Annotated in this window: 17 protein-coding genes; 11 read left to right on the forward strand and 6 right to left on the reverse strand. The window is 70.3% G+C overall.

Features of this window, described 5'->3' with window-relative positions; translation table 11 throughout:
• Positions 1 to 71 precede the first annotated feature (71 nt).
• The 7 genes from rimO (at position 72) to SACXIDRAFT_RS17980 (ending at position 6,760) form a co-directional block, all read left to right on the forward strand.
• Complete coding sequence (rimO, locus tag SACXIDRAFT_RS17950) at positions 72 to 1,514, forward strand: 30S ribosomal protein S12 methylthiotransferase RimO (protein WP_006240055.1); 1,443 nt, start codon at positions 72 to 74, stop codon at positions 1,512 to 1,514.
• 14 nt (positions 1,515 to 1,528) lie between these two features.
• Positions 1,529 to 2,197 carry a CDP-diacylglycerol--glycerol-3-phosphate 3-phosphatidyltransferase gene (gene pgsA, locus SACXIDRAFT_RS17955; protein WP_050987039.1) on the forward strand — a complete coding sequence of 223 codons (669 nt, stop codon included), beginning with the start codon at positions 1,529 to 1,531 and terminating at the stop codon, positions 2,195 to 2,197.
• The gene (locus SACXIDRAFT_RS17960) at positions 2,194 to 2,688 is read left to right on the forward strand and encodes a CinA family protein (protein ID WP_006240057.1); all 495 of its coding nucleotides are present in this window, start codon (positions 2,194 to 2,196) and stop codon (positions 2,686 to 2,688) included. The genes pgsA and SACXIDRAFT_RS17960 overlap by 4 nt, the downstream gene beginning before the upstream one ends.
• Before the next feature lie 95 nt (positions 2,689 to 2,783).
• Positions 2,784 to 3,251 (forward strand): helix-turn-helix domain-containing protein, encoded by a 468-nt coding sequence (locus SACXIDRAFT_RS17965; RefSeq protein ID WP_006240058.1) that lies wholly within the window; start codon positions 2,784 to 2,786, stop codon positions 3,249 to 3,251.
• A gap of 241 nt (positions 3,252 to 3,492) precedes the next feature.
• On the forward strand, positions 3,493 to 4,341 hold the full coding sequence (locus SACXIDRAFT_RS17970) for a PspA/IM30 family protein (protein WP_006240059.1): 849 nt from the start codon (positions 3,493 to 3,495) through the stop codon (positions 4,339 to 4,341).
• Positions 4,342 to 4,369: 28 nt separating this feature from the next.
• A complete protein-coding gene (pspM, locus tag SACXIDRAFT_RS17975) occupies positions 4,370 to 5,293 on the forward strand; it encodes a phage shock envelope stress response protein PspM (protein ID WP_006240060.1) in 924 nt (307 codons plus the stop codon).
• A gap of 87 nt (positions 5,294 to 5,380) precedes the next feature.
• Positions 5,381 to 6,760 carry an allophanate hydrolase-related protein gene (locus SACXIDRAFT_RS17980; RefSeq protein WP_006240061.1) on the forward strand — a complete coding sequence of 460 codons (1,380 nt, stop codon included), beginning with the start codon at positions 5,381 to 5,383 and terminating at the stop codon, positions 6,758 to 6,760.
• Here the strand turns inward: SACXIDRAFT_RS17980 and SACXIDRAFT_RS17985 are convergent.
• The 3 genes from SACXIDRAFT_RS17985 to SACXIDRAFT_RS17995 form a co-directional block, all read right to left on the reverse strand.
• A complete protein-coding gene (locus SACXIDRAFT_RS17985) occupies positions 6,720 to 7,784 on the reverse strand; it encodes a quinone-dependent dihydroorotate dehydrogenase (protein WP_006240062.1) in 1,065 nt (354 codons plus the stop codon). The two genes, SACXIDRAFT_RS17980 and SACXIDRAFT_RS17985, sit on opposite strands and share 41 nt — an antisense overlap.
• A 351-nt stretch (positions 7,785 to 8,135) precedes the next feature.
• Entirely contained in the window at positions 8,136 to 8,936 is an 801-nt protein-coding gene (locus SACXIDRAFT_RS17990) for a DNA-formamidopyrimidine glycosylase family protein (protein WP_006240063.1), read from the reverse strand.
• A gap of 7 nt (positions 8,937 to 8,943) precedes the next feature.
• The gene (locus tag SACXIDRAFT_RS17995) at positions 8,944 to 9,873 is read right to left on the reverse strand and encodes a ParA family protein (protein ID WP_006240064.1); all 930 of its coding nucleotides are present in this window, start codon (positions 9,871 to 9,873) and stop codon (positions 8,944 to 8,946) included.
• Positions 9,874 to 9,941: 68 nt separating this feature from the next.
• Here SACXIDRAFT_RS17995 and SACXIDRAFT_RS18000 point away from each other — a divergent pair, with 68 nt between their 5' ends.
• The 3 genes from SACXIDRAFT_RS18000 (at position 9,942) to SACXIDRAFT_RS18010 (ending at position 12,659) form a co-directional block, all read left to right on the forward strand.
• Positions 9,942 to 10,694: a methyltransferase domain-containing protein gene (locus SACXIDRAFT_RS18000; RefSeq protein WP_040922265.1), complete on the forward strand. Its 753-nt coding sequence runs from the start codon at positions 9,942 to 9,944 to the stop codon at positions 10,692 to 10,694.
• A 52-nt stretch (positions 10,695 to 10,746) separates the two neighbouring features.
• Positions 10,747 to 11,994: a DNA polymerase IV gene (gene dinB, locus SACXIDRAFT_RS18005; RefSeq protein WP_006240066.1), complete on the forward strand. Its 1,248-nt coding sequence runs from the start codon at positions 10,747 to 10,749 to the stop codon at positions 11,992 to 11,994.
• Between the two features lie 254 nt (positions 11,995 to 12,248).
• Entirely contained in the window at positions 12,249 to 12,659 is a 411-nt protein-coding gene (locus tag SACXIDRAFT_RS18010; protein WP_006240067.1) for an SCO2097 family morphological protein, read from the forward strand.
• Between the two features lie 23 nt (positions 12,660 to 12,682).
• On the opposite strand, the gene SACXIDRAFT_RS18015 is transcribed toward SACXIDRAFT_RS18010, so the two are convergent.
• Genes SACXIDRAFT_RS18015 through SACXIDRAFT_RS18025 form a run of 3 tightly spaced genes read right to left on the reverse strand, consistent with a single transcriptional unit; the run spans position 12,683 to position 17,654 of the window.
• The gene (locus SACXIDRAFT_RS18015) at positions 12,683 to 15,205 is read right to left on the reverse strand and encodes a transglutaminase TgpA family protein (protein ID WP_083840144.1); all 2,523 of its coding nucleotides are present in this window, start codon (positions 15,203 to 15,205) and stop codon (positions 12,683 to 12,685) included.
• A gap of 38 nt (positions 15,206 to 15,243) precedes the next feature.
• On the reverse strand, positions 15,244 to 16,515 hold the full coding sequence (locus SACXIDRAFT_RS18020) for a DUF58 domain-containing protein (RefSeq protein WP_006240069.1): 1,272 nt from the start codon (positions 16,513 to 16,515) through the stop codon (positions 15,244 to 15,246).
• 5 nt (positions 16,516 to 16,520) lie between these two features.
• The gene (locus SACXIDRAFT_RS18025) at positions 16,521 to 17,654 is read right to left on the reverse strand and encodes an AAA family ATPase (protein ID WP_006240070.1); all 1,134 of its coding nucleotides are present in this window, start codon (positions 17,652 to 17,654) and stop codon (positions 16,521 to 16,523) included.
• A 279-nt stretch (positions 17,655 to 17,933) separates the two neighbouring features.
• Between SACXIDRAFT_RS18025 and SACXIDRAFT_RS18030 the strand changes: the two genes are divergently transcribed.
• Positions 17,934 to 18,281, forward strand: a complete 348-nt coding sequence (locus SACXIDRAFT_RS18030; protein ID WP_006240071.1) for a hypothetical protein — start codon at positions 17,934 to 17,936, stop codon at positions 18,279 to 18,281.
• The last annotated feature ends 45 nt before the right edge of the window (positions 18,282 to 18,326 follow it).

Genomic DNA, 18,326 nt, shown 5'->3' on the forward strand with positions numbered 1-18,326 from the left:
GGGACGGGGGTGCGGTCTCGGTGTGATCAGGGTGTGCTCGGACGCCGCCGGGTGCCGGTTACCCTGAACAGGTGTCTAGCGCCGAATCCTCGCCCCACCGCAGGGTCTCCCTCCTGACGCTCGGGTGTGCTCGCAACGAGGTCGATTCCGAGGAGCTCGCAGGTCGTCTCGTGGCCGGAGGATGGGAACTCAGCGACGACCCCGCCGCCAGCGACGTCGTCGTGGTGAACACCTGTGGCTTCGTCGAACAGGCGAAGAAGGACTCGGTGGACACCCTGCTCGAGGCAGCGGACACGGGAGCGAAGGTCGTCGCCGTCGGGTGCATGGCCGAGCGGTACGGCAGGGAACTCGCGCAGAACCTGCCGGAGGCCGAGGCCGTGCTCGGCTTCGACCACTATCCCCACCTGGCCGACCGGCTCGCCGACATCGCCGAGGGCAGGCGCGTCGAGTCGCACACACCGGCCGACCGCAGGACGCTGCTGCCGATCACCCCCGTCGAGCGGCAGGCCGCGGCGGAAGACGTGACGGTGCCGGGCCACGGGAGCTGGGGCCCGCGCGTCTTGCGGACCAGGCTCGACGATTCACCCGTCGCAGCGCTCAAGATCGCGTCGGGGTGTGACCGCCGCTGCTCGTTCTGCGCCATCCCGTCGTTCCGAGGTTCGTTCGTGTCACGCCATCCCGACGAGCTGGTCGCCGAGGCAGAGTGGCTCGCCTCCCAAGGCGTGCGGGAGCTGTTCCTCGTGAGCGAGAACTCGACGTCGTACGGCAAGGATCTCAGCCGTGACCTCGGGGGGACGCGGGCGCTGGAGCTGCTGCTGCCGAGGCTGGCCGCCGTCGAGGGCGTGGAACGGGTGCGGGTTTCGTACCTCCAGCCCGCCGAGACCCGCCCCGATCTTGTCAAGGTCATCGCCACGACACCCGGTGTCGCCGACTACTTCGACCTGTCGTTCCAGCACTCCAGCGAGACGGTGCTGCGGCGCATGCGGCGGTTCGGCTCGACGGAGTCGTTCCTGGCACTGATCGAGCAGATCCGGTCCTACGCGCCGGAGGCGGGTATCCGTACCAACGTCATCGTCGGGTTTCCCGGTGAGACGGAGGAGGATCTGGCCGAGCTGGAACGGTTCCTCACCGAGGCACGGCTCGACGCGGTGGGTGTCTTCGGGTACTCCGACGAGGACGGCACCGAGGCCGAGACGTTCGACGGCAAGCTGGACCCCTCCGAGGTCACCGAGCGCGTCGGCAGGGTGTCGGCGCTGGTCGAGGAACTCACCGCGCAGCGGGCCGAGGACAGGATCGGTTCGGTGGTTGACGTGCTCGTCGAGTCGGTGGAGGAGGAGATCGTGGGCAGGGCGGCGCACCAGGCTCCCGAGGTGGACGGCGAGTGCGTCGTGCTCGGCGACCTCGACTGCGAGGCCGGCCAGCTGATCCGTTGCGAGGTCGTGGACAGCGCGGGTGTCGATCTGGTCGTGCGGCCCGCAGGGGCGGCGGCCGGTGCCCCGGACTCCACGACGTGACAGACGTGAGCGACGTGAGCACGGGCGGGGCAGGCGGGCAGGAAGCGGCACGGGGGCGAGGTTCGGGCAGCGCCGCACCGGATACGGTGCCGACGCTCAACGTGGCCAACGTGCTCACCGTGTTGCGCCTCGTGCTCGTTCCCGTGTTCGTCGTGACGCTGTTCGCAGGCGAGGTGTCCGGCGACGACGGCTCGGCCGCCCTCGCTGCATCGCCGTGGCGGTATGTCGCGACGGGCGTGTTCGCGCTCGCGGCTCTGACCGACCGGCTCGACGGGTGGGTGGCGCGCCGCTACGACCTGGTGACCAATTTCGGCAAGATCGTCGATCCCATCGCCGACAAGGCTTTGATCGGGGCCGCACTGCTGGGTTTGAGCGTGCTCGGTGAGCTGCCGTGGTGGTTCACCGGCGCGATCCTCGGCAGGGAGATCGCCGTCACGGGGCTGCGGTTCTGGGTGCTCCGGCACGGCGTCATCCCCGCGAGCAAGGGCGGCAAGGCGAAGACGTTGGCCCAGGTCGCGGCCATCGGCGTGGTGCTGCTCCCGCTTCCCGTGGAGGCCGATCCCGCCGAGTGGGTTCTGCTGGGTGTCGCCCTCGTCCTCACCGTCGGCACCGGCGTTGACTATCTCGTGAGGGCGTTGCGCCTGAGGGCGGTCGCCCGTCAGGGGCCCGTGGAGGTGGAGTGAGCGCGCAGGACGGCCCCGCCCGCGCCGACGAGCACGCCGGGTGGCTGGTGGCCGAGCTGACCCGCCTGCGGCAGACGGTGGCCACGGCCGAGTCACTCACGGCGGGGCTGGTGTGCGCGACGATCACGCGCGTACCGGGGGCGAGCGCGGTGCTCCGTGGTGGACTCGTGGTCTACGCCACCGATCTCAAGCACAGCCTCGCGGGCGTGGACAGCCGCCTTCTCGCCGAGCACGGCGCCGTGCATCCCGAGGTCGCGGCGCAGCTTGCCGAGGGGGCTCTTCATCGGTGCGGCGCGGACTGGGGTCTCGGCCTCACTGGCGTCGCGGGGCCGGAACCCCAGGACGGTGCCGAGCCCGGCACCGTGTACGTGGCGCTGGCCGGACCCGGTGTGCGGGTGGTGCGGACCTTGCACCTGCCGGGCGGCAGGGAAGAGGTGCGAGCGGGATCGGTGACGTGTGCTCTCGCGCTGCTCCGGGAACACATGCGGTAACTATCTCGTTCGCTGTGGGCGGACGTTCGCGGTGTATGCCTGCGTTTCGTCGCACTGGCTCGGTACCGTGGACGTAGTTGGAAGGGAGGCGCGTGATGACCGTGCTGTTGCGTGAGGCGATCGGTGATCGGCTCCGTCATGCCCGCACCACCAAGCGCCGGACGCTGCGCGACATCTCCCGCGCCGCCAAGGTGAGCCTTGGGTACCTGTCCGAGGTCGAGCGAGGGCAGAAGGAGGCGTCCAGTGAGCTGCTCGCCTCGATCTGCGAGGCGCTCGAACTCCCGCTGAGCGAACTGCTGCGCAATGTCGCCGCCGACGTCTCGGCGCTCGACAGGGTCGATGCGGCAGTGGAGCCCACCGCCGGCGAACTCGCCGCCGTGAGGGATGCGGAGGGCCGCGAGGAGCGGGCAAGCGAGGACAGGGTGAAGGCAGGCGAACGCGGTTTCGAAGGCGGCCGTCTTGTCTCGGGCCGCAAGGGCAACGAGCTGGCGGACCTCCGCCTCTCGCCGGCGCTGCGGACCACGATCCACGCACCCAAGGCGAAGGCTGTGCTGGCCGCGTGAGTGGGGCCCGTTCGGTGACGGCCACGTCACCGAACGGCTTCAGCACGGTCAGGGGTATCCCTGAATTCACCGGGGTCGCCTGGAACGGCGGCGTCCGACCTGACACGATGGAACTCACACACGGGGATCACGTGTCCGGGGAGCGGGCGGCGCGCGTCGCGCCGGGGCGCCGACGCCGACCGGGCAGCGCGGCTCCCGCGACTGTGTGCAACTGTGGGACGCGAGAAAGCAGGCGGAGGAGATGGCCAACCCTTTCGTGAAGTTCTGGAAGTACCTGATGGCGGCGTTCTCGTCCAAGGTTGACGAGCATGCCGATCCGAAGGTGCAGATCCAGCAGGCCATCGAGGAGGCACAGCGGAACCACCAGGCCCTGTCCCAGCAGGCCGCCTCGGTGATCGGTAACCAGCGGCAGCTGGAGATGAAGCTCAACCGGCAGCTCGGAGAGGTCGAGAAGCTGCAGGCCTCCACTCGCCAGGCGCTGACGCTCGCCGACGAGGCAAGGGCGAAGGGCGACGAGAAGAAGGCTCAGGAGTTCGAGACCGCCGCTGAGGGCTTCGCCGCGCAGCTCGTGACGGCCGAGCAGGCCATCGAGGACCTGAAGACGCTGCACGACCAGGCGTTGCAGGCGGCCGAACAGGCGAAGCAGGCCGTCGAGCGCAACGCCAGCATGCTCCAGCAGAAGCTGGCCGAGCGCACGAAGCTGCTGTCTCAGCTTGAGCAGGCCAAGATGCAGGAGCAGGTGTCGGCCTCGCTCACCCAGATGACCGAACTCGCGGCGCCGGGCAACACGCCGTCGCTCGACGAGATCCGCGACAAGATCGAGAAGCGGTACACCACGGCGCTCGGGTCCGCGGAGCTCGCTCAGAACTCCGTGCAGGGCAGGATGCTGGAGGTGCAGCACTCCACGACGCAGCTCGCGGGTCACAACCGGCTCGAACAGATCAGGGCGTCGATGAAGGGCGAATCGGTCGCGCAGGTGACCGGCGGCGAGTCCGCGGGCAGCGGTGCTCAGGCGTCCTCGGCCACCTCGGATGTCCAGCGTGAGATCCAGGCCAGGGTCGAGGCGGAGCGGCAGAAGAACCAGGCGTGACCGGAGCAGCATCCATGCGGGGGTGACCGTGGCGGGCGGACAGAACGAGCGCTTCGGGAAGTTCGACAAGCACGTGCAGCGTCTGCCCGACTACGCACAGCGCGCGGGCCGGGTGATGCGCGCGTACGCCGAGAGCAAGGCCGAGCGGCAGTCCGGTGCGACGGCCGCCGGCGACGGGTCACCCTCACGCCAGGTCGGGGCCGCCGTTCCTCCTGTGGTCGCCGAGGTCCGCGACAAGTGGGTTCGCTGGAACGATCCGGCGGCCAAACACGAACGTCGCAAACGGCGCACCTCCCGTGCCCTGACGCTGTGGATCATCCTGTCGCTGCTGTCGGTGCTGTACGCGGTGGTCGGCTACGCGGGCATCACAGGGGGAATCGGCGGGTGGCAGGGCGCGTTCAGCGGGCTGGTGGGAACGGTGATCTTCACTGTTTTCGGCGTGCGTTCGGGGATACGCCTCTACCGGCTGAGCAGGACGACGGTGGTGCCGGCCCCGAGACCGCCCGTGCTACCGCGTACCGGGTCGGCGGCCCGGCAACCCATGGAGCGGCTGGCACGCAGCGAGGCATCACTGACGGACCTGCTCGCGCAGCTGTCCGCTTCCGCTGATCATGGGACCGCGCCCGTGCCAGCGTTGTCGGTGGAACAGACCCGGGCCACCGCTGCGGAGGCGGCCACGGCGCTGCGGGCACTCGCCGCGCGGATCGAGTCGGTCGAGCGGGCGAAGATGTCCGCTCCGGCGGGGGAACAACCCGCGCTCGACACGGCGATCGCGAGTCTGCGAGCGCAGCTCGACGACGGCGTCGAGGAGTACGGCGCCCTCGTCGCCGCGGCGGGAAGAGCCGTCGCCGCCTCCAGCGGAGGCGTCTCCCAGGCGAAGGACGCGCTCACCGACGCCACCGACCGCCTCGCTGGCCTGGCGTCGGCTCTGCGTGATCTGTCGTCGCGATGACGGCGTCGGCTGCAGTGCTGTCCGGTTGACCGGCTGTCGCGCCGGGTAGGTACTACGCGCCAGACTCTGTCAGGAAAGGACAGCGGCGTGAACCTGTTCCTGTTCGACGACGACACGGTCCCGCTTCCTCCCGTCACCACCAGCCAGGCCGTTCAGCGTGTGTTGTCGGTGTTCGACGCGCTCGCTCGTGGCCTCGGTCCCGCTCCTCCGGTGCGGTTGAGGTGCAGGGAGGACGTCCTCATGGACGCCAAGGCCGTGGACGAGCGGGTCAGGGCAGGGGAGCGGATGTCGTTGGTGGGCATCCTCGTCGCCGCACCGGAGGTGCCCGTGGTCGCGGAGAGGCTGGCGCAGGCAGGCGCGGTCGTCGCGGGGCACACGGTTCCTGGCGCGCCGTCGCCGGGCAGTGAGGTGCGGCTGGAGACGCTCAGCAAGCTCGACGCGCTGCTGGTGACCGAGCCACCGGCTTCCTGCCGTGGCGTGGTGGGTTTCGTGCCGACGCGGGGATTGCTGCCTGCGAGCGGCTCAGGAATCACCACGGTGCTGGCGCGGGACGCGGCGGTCGCCCAGCGGGTCGCTGCCGCGGTCACGGGCCCCGATCCGCGGACGACCTCGGCGGGGTTCAGCAGACACTGGCCCGACTCGGTACGGCTGAGTGCCGGTGAGCACCCGCGTATCGCGGTGCCGGATCGCGCGTTCCTCGCCGAGCTGGGCAGGGTGGAGGCGGCAAGGCTTGCCGCGACGGCCGACACGCTGAGCGTGGCGGGGGCAACGACGCACGAGGTGGAGCTTCACGGCGCGGGCGGGCTGTGCCGCAAGCGCGCCGCGGTCGCGCTCGGCGACCATGAAGCGCTCCTGTTGCCGCTCGGCACGGGTCTGTGCTCGCTCACCCGCCTCGCCACCCGGCTCGACACCGCCGCCGTCCTTCTCCCCACCCGCGACGGGGGAGGTGTGGGTCTGCTGGCCAAGCCCTTCGACGACCAGGTCGTCCTCGACCTCGCGGGGCTGCTCACCGGGTCGCAGGCTTCAACGCCGTACCCGGATGTGGGGGTGCGGCTCATCGCCTTCGGCTCGTATCTGCGGGGGCAGCCTCGTGCGGCCGATCTGGAACGCGTGGGCGCGCGGTTCACCGGCTTCGCGACCACGTCACGCCACTACCGCCTGCTGCTGATCGAGCACGACCCACCGGAGGCCGGTGTGGTGCCCGCGAACCGGCCGTCGGAGGGAGGGCCGCTGGTGGGCGAGGAGTGGCTGCTGTCGCCCGCTGCTCTCGGGGAGTTCGTCGCGCGTCTGCCTTCGCCGATGCGCCTCGGCACCGTGGAGCTGGCCGACGGGACGAGCGCGCCCGCGATCCTGTGCGATCCCTCGGTGGCCGAGCGGAGTGTTGATCTCACCGCCTGGGAGTGCTGGCGTGCCTACCTGCGCCACCTCAGCGCGGTACGACCCGTCGCCGCGCGAGCCGGGAGTTGATCCGCCGCACCACGCCGGGGCCGTGCAGGGCGAAGGCGCTGTAGAGCTGGAGCAGGCTCGCGCCCGCGTCGAGCATCCGGAGCGCGTCGTCGGGCCCGCCGATCCCCCCGACGCCGATGATCGGCAGCGTGTCGCCTGCCTGATCGTGCACGAAACGCACGACCTCCACCGAACGCGCGGCGAGCGGCCGCCCGGAAAGGCCGCCCTGTTCGGAGACGAACCGTGCGTCCTCAGGCGCGAGGCCGTCCCTGGACAGGGTGGTGTTGGTGGCGATCACGCCGGCGACCTCGTGTTCGAGGCAGACGTCGAGGAGTTCGGCGATCGCGTCGAAGGTGAGGTCGGGGGCCACCTTGACCAGCAGCGGAACCGGGCCGCGCCCGCTCGCCGCCGCGAGGTCGCGCGAGGTACGGGACAGTTCGGCCAGTAGTTCGGTGAGCGCACCGCGGTCCTGGAGCGAGCGCAACCCTGGCGTGTTCGGGGAGCTGACGTTGACCGCGACGTAGTCGGCGTGCGGGTAGAGGGTCACCAGCGATTCCCGGTAGTCGGAGATCGCGTTCTCGACAGGGGTGACCTTGGACTTGCCGATGCTGATGCCGATCGGCACGTCGGGGGTTCCCGTGGTGGCGAGCCGCCGGGCGAGCGCGGCCGCACCGGCGTTGTTGAAACCCATGCGGTTGAGCACGGCGTCACTGGCTTCGAGTGTGAACAGCCTCGGTTTGGGGTTTCCCGGCTGTGCGTGGCGCGTGACGGTGCCCACCTCGACGAACCCGAATCCGAGCGCGGACCAGGCGTTCAGCGCGCGACCGTCCTTGTCCATGCCCGCGGCCAGTCCCAACCGGTTCGGAAAACGGATGCCGAACACGGTGCACGGGTCGTCGATCCGGTAGTACCGGCGCAGCGCGGTGGTGAGTGGACCGGCCGCGCTCATCCTGGCCAGCACGCGCACCGTGCGCTCGTGCACGGTTTCGGCGTCCAGCCGGTTGAGGCGATACAGGGTGGGGCGGACGATCCTGTCGAAAAGCACGGCACCCAGTATCCGTCATGGGGGCCGGTGTTCCCGCCGCAGGTGGGCGGCCGGAGGAGCGGGCCGATGACCGCGGGGAGAAAGGAAGAAGCCCCCGGTGCGACTCCCGACCGTCGTCAGCCGTTCGGGCCCGGGGCGGACCTGTTCCCGGGAGCACTGGGGGCCGGTGGCTGCCTGGTATTCACCGGCAGACACACGTGTCAACTGGGTGGCCCGTGTGTGCTGTCAGCGGACAGCCACCTCACGAGTCCTGTAGCTATTCACCGTTGGACCACCTCCTTTCCCGTGTACCAGCCACGCTAGGCGAGTCGCGGCCGAGGCGGCAACGAATTTTCCCGCCGGCGACCGGCGTCACGCCGGTGCGGGACCCGGCTGGCAACGGGGGCAGAACCACGTCGGCCGCGCTCTCGTTCCCACTCCCTGATCGGCGATGCGAACTCTCCCGCCGCACCGCAGACACCCGTGGCGGGTCCGTTCGTACACCCAGCTGCGGCGGCCCCGGACGTCCATGCCGGTGGTGGTGCGCCGCGAGCGGTGGGCGTTGGCCGACAGCAGCCGCCTGGCGATTTTCACGGTGCGTTCGGCGTCCACCTCGGCAACCGGCGTCCACGGTGAGACGCCGAGCAGGAAGCAGATCTCGGTCTTGTAGACGTTGCCGATGCCCGCCATCACCCGCTGGTCCAGCAGCGCCTCACCGATCTCGGCGTCCGGCCGCTGACGCAGTCTTTCGACCGCGGTGGCCGCGTGACCGGGCCCCCACTCCGGGTCGAGGAGGTCGGGACCGAGGTGGCCGACGAACCGTGACTCCTGCTCCGTGGGCACGACGGCGAGGTCGTGCACGCGGAAGCCGACCACCTCGGCGCTTCGGTTGCCGAGGATCACGCGTGCGTGATGGCCGGGTGAGGACCACCGCTGTCCCGGTGTGAAGACCCGCCACGAGCCGTCCATCTTCAGATGGCTGTGCAGGCTCGTACCGTCGGAGAACCGCAGGAACAGATGTTTGCCGACGGTGCGGACGGCCACCACGTCGAGTCCGGTGAGATCGAGCGTGGCGAGTGCGGGGTGCCGGAAGTCGGTGCGGGTGAGGGTGCGGCCGACCAGCGCGGCACGAAGCCGCTCGCCGGTGTGAAGGACGGTGTCACCCTCGGGCACGGTCTGCTCAGCCCGTCTCGCGCCCTGCGTACGGACGGCCAGGGGGCAGGCGGCGGGGAGGGCCACCGCGAGGCGGTGCAGGCGGTGGCGGTGCAGGTGACGGAGGAGATGGCGGTGCGGTACCGGATTCGTCGTCGCCGAGCCTGTGCCGCCCCGCGCGATTGGAACGCAGGATCTTGGCCAGCACCATGTTGAACGTCAGTGCGATTTCCTGTGCGGCGGGCGAGTTCCACTCGTGGATGGGCGAGCAGGCGCCCTGAGCCTGCTGGACCACGAGCCGGTCGGGGATCGCGGTCGGCATCACGAGCCTGCCGAACGACTCCCGCAGTTCCTGGACGCGGTACTCATGCTCGTATGACCGGCTGCGGAGCCGGTTGACCACGACACCGGCGGGTCGCAGCCTCGGGTTGTGCTCGGCGCGGATGCTGTCGATGGCCTCCAGTGCTCGCTGCGCGCCGGCCACCGCGTACATGGTGGGTTCGGTGACGAGCAGAGCGCTGTCGGCAGCGATCAGCGCCGACCGCGTGAGCCTGCCGAGAGACGGTGGGCAGTCGAGGACGACGAGTTCGTAGGGCTCACCCCGCGGGTACCGGTGCAGCTCGTCGAGCGCGAGGGCGAGGTTGTCCATGCGGTGGGCGTGCGGGCCAGGTTCGTTGAGCAGTTCCAGCTCCTCCGAACCGACGAGCACATCGACGAGATCGCTCCAGCCACTCGCCGCGATCGCTTTCGTCAGCACTCCGAGCCGGGGAGCCTCCAGCACGTCCGCGAGCGTGGCATCGGTGAGTGGCGGATCGAGTGTCGCGGTGGCGTTGCCCTGCGGGTCGAGGTCCGCCACCAGCGTCCGGGTTCCTCTGCGGAGCGCTGCCGAGGCGACACCGAGAGCGACCGTCGTCTTGCCGACGCCACCCTTGAGGCTCAGTACGGCGACCGTGTGCACGCTTGCGAGCGTAGCCGGGGACGGTCACCGTGAGAACGCGCGAGGTGTCCCAACTACTCTTGGGGGCCATGCGAGCGGAGACTTCGGCCGGGCACGGGTCGGCAGCGGTGCGGAAGGTGTTGGAGGCCGAGGTTCGCGCCGCGCGGGCCAGGGGCTCCGAGGAACCTGTTGTGGTGGACGTCGGCGGCGGCAGCGGGGTCTGGGCGGTGCCGTTCGCGGCTTCGGGCTGCCGGGTGACAGTGGTGGAACCGAATCTCGACGCGCTCGCGACGCTCCAGCGGCGTGCGGCGGAGGACGGTGTCTCCGACCGGATCACGGTGGTGGCCGACGACTCGGAAGCATTGGCACAGCATGTGCGGCCCGGGTCTGCCGACCTTGTGCTCGCGCATTCGCTGCTGGAGGTAGTTGACGATCCACGGCGGACCATGGCGGCCATCGTCGAGGCCGTGGCGGGTGGAGGTGCGGTGTCGGTACTGGTGGCGAACCGGCACGCCGCCGTGCTGCACAGGGCGTTGACGGGAAGGCTGGCCGAGGCGAGGGAACTGCTGTCCGAGCCCGGCGGTGTGTGCGGCGACACGGAGACGGTTCAGCGCAGGTACGACGCCGACACACTGACCGAACTCCTGGTGGAGGCCGGTCTTTCGGTGGAGCAGGTGCAGGGTGACGGCGTCGTCGCGGAGGTTGTCTCCCCGCAGGGAACGCGGACAGACACGGCCGCATGGGAGCGGGAGCTCGCGGAGTTCGAGGCGCTTGCCGGGGTCACCAGGCCCCTGCGGGACATCGCCACCCGGCTGCACGCATTGGCGCGCAAACCGTCCTGACACCCGAGGGCACGACGAAAACGTCGGTGCCGCGACGTAGGCTCGGCCCGTCATGGGACGGAACACGGCACTGCCCGAGGGATTCGAACGGTTCCGGGTCACCGGCTCGGCGGGGCCCGACGACACCGGTTGCCACGTGCTGCACATCGACATGGACGCGTTCTTCGCCGCCGTCGAGCTGCGGACAAGGCCGGAGCTGGCCGACCGTCCCGTCGTGGTCGCCGGCGCGGGTCCCCGTTCGGTGGTGCTGTCGGCGAACTACCCAGCCCGGCGGTTCGGTGTCTCCTCGGCAATGCCGGTGGCGGCGGCACGCAAGTTGTGCCCGCACGCGGTGTATCTGCCGCCGACCCGCGGCCTCTACGGCGAGGTGTCGCGGGGCGTCATGGCCATCTTCGGTGAGTACACACCCCTGGTGGAGCCGTTGAGTCTCGACGAGGCGTTTCTCGACGTCCGGGGTGCGCTGCGCAGGCTGGGGGCCACACCCTCGGAGATCGGCAGGCGGATCAGAGCCAGGGTGGAGGCCGAGCACGGAGTCACCTGTTCCGTCGGCGTGGCCGGGGTGAAGTTCGTGGCGAAGCTGGCCTCGGGCATAGCGAAGCCGGACGGCATGGTGGTGGTTCCCGTGTCGGAGACGACGGCGTTCCTGCGGCCACTGCCGGTGTCGGCGCTGTGGGGTGTCGGGCCGAAAAGCGCGGAGGTGTTGCGGGGACACGGCCTGCGGACAATCGCCGACATCGCGGCAACGCCGCTCGATCGTCTGCGCCGCTGGGTGGGCGTGGCGTCGGCCGAGCACCTGCACGCGCTGGCGCACGGCCGCGACGAGCGGGCCGTTGTGCCCGACACGGAGGAGAAGTCCCTCGGCGCGGAGCGCACGTTCGACACCGATCTTGCCGACCGTTACGAGCAGGAGCGGCAGCTGCTTCACCTCGCGGAGAAGGTGGCCTCGACACTGCGTGGCCGGGGCCTGCGGGGCAGAACCGTGTCGATCAAGGTGCGGTTCTCGGATTTCCGCACCATCACCAGGGCGAGGACGCTTCCGTCGGCCACCGACGTGGCCAGAACCGTTCACGCCACAGCGGTTGCCCTGCTCGCCGAGACAGGGACCACTGCCGCCGTGCGCTTGCTCGGCGTTCGTGTCGAAGGGCTCGCCGGATCAGGTGACGCCGAGCAGCTCAGCCTCGACGATGCCTTTCCCAGATCGCGTTGGCGGGACGCCGAGATCGCGGCCGACGTCGCACGGTCGAAGTTCGGGGCCGCCGCCGTGCGCCCCGCGTCTCTGATCGAGCGTGACGCGCAGTGAGCGCGAACCCGGTGAGCTGCCCCGAACAGCGGTGTTTCGCCGCAGCCGACGGCGTGGAGAAGGGCTGATGGTGGACGCTCTGGGCCGTTCGTGGTCAAAAGCGCGGCGCTTGGGGGGAGATCGGGTAGTCCTGCGAGCGCGCGACTCGTATCCTGGTGTTGACACCCCGATCGGGGGTAGTCCGGATCGACGTCCATGCGCGGTTCCGGTGCCCGCAAGGGGTCGCCAGACAACGCTGTGCCGGAGGAGGAAAGATGCCACTCTCCGAGCATGAGCAGCGGCTGCTCGATCAGATCGAGCGCGAGCTCTATGCCGAGGACCCCAAGTTCGCTTCCGCCGTGCGCGGAACAAAGATGCGCCGTCCCACACGCCGTCGTCGGCTACAGGGCGCGGCGCTGTTCGTCGTCGGTGTCGCCATGCTCGTGCTCGGTGTGGCAGGGTCCGCGCCGTTCCTCCGCATCGCCGAGGTCCCGTGGGTGAGTGTGCTCGGGTTCCTCGTGATGTTCGGTGGTGTGCTCATGGCCGTGACCGCCATTGGAGCGTCGGGTGAGGCCGACGAGTCCCCTGGGCGGCAGGGCGGGAAGGGTCGAAGCGGATCGTCGGCCAAGAACAGCTTTACCCAGCGCATGGAGGATCGTTTCCGGCAGCGCTTCGAGGACCGCTGACAGCGCCGTTCGGTCGTGCCGCGTCAACGTGAGCGTGTTCGCCGCACGACCGAACGGGGCAGCAGCCGTCCCTTCCAGGACAGCGGCTCCGCCCTGTCGAGCGCGCCGAGCACCCCGAGGAAAGCCCGAGCGAACCCGGCGGCATCCCGGTCGCTCCTCTCACGCGCCGATCCGTACCATGACTGCTCCATCATGGTCACGAGCACGCGGAGATCCTGCTTACCTCGATCGTCCAGCCGGTGCTTCCTGGCGATCTTCTGTGCGGCCAGCCGCACTGTGTCGCTGCTGGTGATGTCCAGGTTCCGGTCGCCACATTCCTGCCGGAGTTCGCGCCATGCCGCATCGGCGGCGGCCACGTCGCTGCCGTGTTCCACAATGTTGAGCCTGCGGTGACGCTGCGCCTGCCTTACGACGGCAGGCGCCAGTAGCAGTCCCGCGCAAACCAGCAACGCGAGCGCCACGGCCCAGTGCACCCACCACCCGAGTAGTACGGCGGCGAGCGAGCCGAGACCGGCGGCCTCGAGGGGCAGCCACGCCGCCCGGCCCGCCGGTGTCGTGCTTCCTGAGGGGCGACTCCTGCGCGCGGAGACGACCGCGAATACCGCCACGGTGACCGCTGCCGCCGCGAGGATCGCGGCGATCAGCAGGAGCCAGGTGTCACGGTCGGAGAGCGAGCCGTCCTGCGGCTGCTGTGCGGCCACGTCGCCCGGTTTCTGCTGGTCCCGCGTCGGTTCCGACTGGTCGGGCGAGTCGTTCGGCCGGGTGCTCGGCACCTCGTCGCCGTTCGCGGTGTCACCGCCCTGGTCCGGCTCCTCTGTGAGGTAGGGCGGCAGGTAGCCACGACCGTCGGCGAGGGGTGTCGGATCGAAACCGACCCAGCCGTGCTCGCCGAAATAGACTTCCACCCAGGCGTGTGCGTCCCGAGAGGTGATGGTCCGAACGTCGCCGTCTGGGGTTCCGCCGGTGAATCCGATGGCGACCCGTGCGGGAATGTCGAGCGAGCGCAACATCACCGCCATGGCCGAGGCGTACTGTTCGCAGTAGCCCCGCTTGCCCTGAAGGACGAAGTCGGCCAGCGCGTCGCCGTCCGCCGCGGGTGCGGTCCTCGTGTCGTAGACGAATCCGTTCTCGACGTCGAAGTACTCCCAGATCGCGTGCACCTTGTCGAAGGTCGTCTCGGATGACGCCGCCAGCCTTTCCGCGAGGCGGGCGACCCTCTGATCGACGTAAGAAACCTGGGTGTAGACGTCGTCGATCTCGGTGGGATCCGGTTCGACGCCGCGGAGGTCCGCCTTCGTCGGTTCCGTCAGCGCGGCGGTCTCCACGTAGGGGCCCGGGGTCTGCCTGCGCTCGCGGAACACCGAGCCGCTGGTGCGGTCGTAGTACCAGCCCTCGGACACCCCTTCCAGCGCACGAGGGGAGCCGTAGACGGGAAGCCACACGTCGTTCCAGTGCACCGGCTCGATGGTGATCCGGCGGTCGGGCGCAGACCCGTCGTCGCCGTGGCCGGACGGCAGCGGGCCGTTCGCGGGGACACCGGCGGGAATGGGTCCTTCGGCGAGTCCCCACCCCTCGTTGGGCCGGTAGGTGTCCAGCGTGAAGGCGCGCAGCAGCCTCGGTTCGTCGAGCCCGCTGACGCGGAAGAGCGGCACGTCCTCACCCTGGTCGAGCATCCCGCGCAGCGAGGTGAACGGGTTGACGCCGAGACCGCCGAGCACGATCCGCTCGCCCTTGCTTCCGGGGAGGCTGCCCTCGGTGCCGATTCCGGTGATCGCCGTTCCCGTGACGAGGCCGGCTGCGAGCGCGCCCGCCACCACGGCCACCGGCGTGGGGCGTGCGGCTGCGGGCACACCGCCCGAGAGTGCCGGCCTGTTCCGCCACCGGTTGTGGCGGTGGCTGCCGTCCACCGCGAGCAGGATCGCGAAGGCCGTGGCGCCGAGAACGAACGTCCACCACGGCAGCAGGTTGTCGGCGAGCGCGGAGGGCACGGCGTAGACGCATAGCAGGACCAGGCCGGCGGCGGCTGGTGCGGTGGCAGCCACGACGAGAGTGTCCACCACGATCGCGACGAGACCGATGGCGATCGTGGCCAGGCACAGGATGGGAGCGGTGGCCTCCACCGGAGGGACACCGGTTCGGATGGTTCCGAACGCGGCGGTCAGCACCTCGTCGAGTTCGGCGAAGGCGGCTGGACCCGGGATGATCGCCAGGATGCCGCTGTTCGTGAAGGAACCGGTGATCAGGAACAGCAGGACGACGGCCTGGCCCAGCCCGACGAGCGGTGTGGGAACCCGCAGGGCACGGAGGGCGAGCCCGGTGAACGCCACGAGCAGTGCGGCAACGGCGACGAAGGCCAGCCAAACGCCGCCTCGGACGACGCCGGTGAGAGAGGTGGCGGCGCTGATGGTCGCGAACATCGCCGCGGCCGGGGCCACCAGCGTGCTCGCGGCAGGCGGCGTCCTTGGCCCGGGGTCCGGCTTCCGGCGGGCGTGGCGAGGTGCCGAGGGCGCTGCGGCCTGCGAGGCCGCCGAGGCCGCCGAGGACATCGTGGGCGGAGAAGGAGGAGAGGACGGAGAAGACGCTGTCACGAGCCACCGCCGATCAAAGACGCTCCCGGCGCCGTCGTCCGGCACAACTCCGTCCACACCTCCGGCACCGACCGGCCTCCCTTCACCACGACGACGCCCCACCCCGCAGCACGCAGCAGCGCGGCGGTGTCGGCGACGGCGAGGTCACCATCGCCCGTCCCTTCGGCCGAGGCCCAGGCCGTGGTGTCGAGCAACACGGCGTAGCTGCGCGTGCCACGGGCGCGGTGGCGGGTCAGCTCGTGGATCGACTCGGTTCCCACGGTGCCGAGCACCGCGATCAGTTCCTGGCCCTGTCCGGGGTCGGAGCCCAGCACGATGTCGCGTTCGTGCGCAGGCTGCACGGCGGCCAACGCGTCGAGCACGGCCCCGGCGTGCCCCGGCCCCGCCTGTTCCGGTGTGCCGGCGAGGAGCCTGCCGTGCTCGGTGACCAGCCGCACCCGCTGTCCCGTCCTGTTCAGGTGGACGCACACGCTGGCGGCGAACTCGACAGCCCACTCGAGGCTGGAATGCATTCCGGAACCACGGTGGGCCGACGCCCTGTGATCGAGGAGCACGGTGGTGCCGCCGTGCCACGGGCGCTCCTCGACACGCACCATGATCTCGTCGCGCCGGGCGGTGGAGCGCCAGTGCACCTTGCGCAGGTCGTCACCCCGGCGATACTGGCGTACGACGACGTCCGTCTCGCCCTGGCCCGCGTGCAGGCGGATGCTGCTGTCGTCGCCCGAGCCGAGTCCCGCGCCCCTCGGCAGGCCCCACAGCGTCGTGACGCGCGGGACCACGATCAGCCGCGAGTGGGCCACGAGGTCGCGCTCGAACTCGCACAGCCCGAACGGATCGGTGATCGTGGCCCGGAGCGGCCCGATCCGGTGGACTCCACGGAGCGTGGGTTGCAGCGTGTAGCGCAACGGCACGGGACGCTGGTGCGGAAGGCGTTCCACGACGAAGCGGGGGCGCGCTCCCAGCGTGTAGGGCAGGCCGTCCTCCAGCAGTACCTCGCCGGCGGGCATGCGCCCGGTACGCCAGATGTCGAGTCGCACCTCGCCGTGCCCGCCGACGGGAATACGTTCGGTCGGCAGTGAACGGGACGCGGAGATCGTCATGCGGGAGGCCGAGACCAGCAGCACCACGCAGAGGGGGAGAGCGAGCACGAACACCGCGACCCTGAGCAGGTCGCGCTCGTTGAGGACGACGGCACACACTCCCGCGGCGATGCCGGCGGCGAGCAGGCACCGGCCCCGGGTGGTGAGGCCGGACAACGAGCGGAACACGGGCGTTACCTGTGCCGGGCGCCGTGTGGGACCGGCACGCGCGCCAGAACGGCACGCACCACGTCCGTGGCCGACCGGCGGGCCGCGTGGGCCTCCGTGGTCAACACCAGCCGGTGTGCCAGGACGGGGACGGCCACGGCGTGCAGGTCGTCGGGTACGACGAACTCGCGGCCGGAGAGCGCGGCCTGCGCTCTCGCCGCGCGAACGAGTTGCAGTGTCGCCCTCGGGGACGCGCCGAGCCGCACCTCGGGCAGTTGCCGCGTCGCGGCCGCGAGTTCGACGGCGTACTGCTTGACCTCGGCGGCCACGTGCAGTGTGCGCACTTTGTCCACCAGCCGCTGCACGGTGGTGCCGTCGGAGACGGGCCGGAGTTGCCTCAGCGGGTCCGCCCCCGCATGCTCGTCAACCATCGCGAGCTCGGCCGCCACGTCCGGATAGCCGATCGACACTCTGGCGGTGAAGCGATCTCGCTGGGCCTCCGGCAGCGCGTAGGTGCCCTCCATCTCGACGGGGTTCTGAGTGGCGATCACCATGAACGGCCTGCCGAGCTCGTACGTGGTCGCGTCAACGGTGACCTGGCGCTCTTCCATGCACTCCAGCAGCGCCGACTGCGTTTTAGGCGAAGCCCGGTTGATCTCGTCGCCCACGACGATGTTGGCGAACACCGGGCCGGGACGGAACTCGAAGTCCGATCGCTGGCGGTTGAAGATCGAGACTCCAGTGACGTCGCTCGGCAGCAGGTCGGGGGTGAACTGCACTCGGCTCACCGTGCAGTCGATGGAGCGCGCGAGTGCCTTGGCGAGCGAGGTCTTACCGACGCCGGGCACGTCCTCCACGAGGAGGTGGCCCTCGGCGAGGAGGGTCACCAGCGCGATGCGGACCACCTCGGGCTTGCCGACGAGTACGCGCTCGACGTTAGCCGCGATGCGCCGGGCCGTGTCGTGCAGCTGGTCGAGACCGATCGGCATGCCGGACGCCGCACCGTGTTCGGCGCGGTCGGCGCGGTCGGCGCGGTCGGCATGGTCGGCATGGTCACCGCCGGATGACCCGTCGGACGGGTAGCGCGCCTCGGTGGCGGAATGACCGTCACCCGCAGGGGCGGGGGCGGACACAGCGGTGGACTGTCCTCTCGACGTCACACGACCTCCTGGTACGAAAAGCCCTCACGGCGGTTCGAACGTCCGGTTGGGACCCTCGTCGCCCCTGCGAGCCGTCCTGACACGCAGTGTGTCAAACGGTCGCCGATCCGGTGCCCCGGCCTGTCGATCACTCTCCGGATCACTGTCGCTGGGGTGCGCAGCATCTCACAGGAAAGTATTGCCCCTTTCAGGTGAGTTCGGGCGACAGACCTTGGCGGAGGTTCGAACTCGCCTACGCTACGGCAGCGTAGTCGGCCGACTACCGAGAGAGGTGCGGTGATGACCGAAGCCGACGTGCGCATCCCGTCCGACGGTTTCGCCGTCGATCCCGAGCTTGCCGCCGACACCTTCGCCAGGCTGAGCGAGGTGCAGGACACGGTGGGGCAGCTGGCGCGCAGGGCCGCAGTGCTGGGCCGCACCGTGCCGCTCGGTGACGGCTACGCCAGGGAGATCGGCGAATTCATGGCTACCTACGGCATCGCGGACACCGGCTCGGCCGTCGAGTCGCTGACGCGCTTCGGGCAGGAGATCGAGAACCTCAAGCAGCGCATCGACACGGCGTTGCGCCGCTACGACGACCAGGACCGCACCGCGTCCCGCGGAGTGGACTGCGTGGGCGGAGGCTGACGCCCCTGTGCGCGTGCTCGGAGGTCGGTCGGCACCGGTCGCTGT

This window comes from Saccharomonospora xinjiangensis XJ-54 (assembly GCF_000258175.1).
GTDB classification, from domain to species: Bacteria; Actinomycetota; Actinomycetes; order Mycobacteriales; family Pseudonocardiaceae; genus Saccharomonospora; species Saccharomonospora xinjiangensis.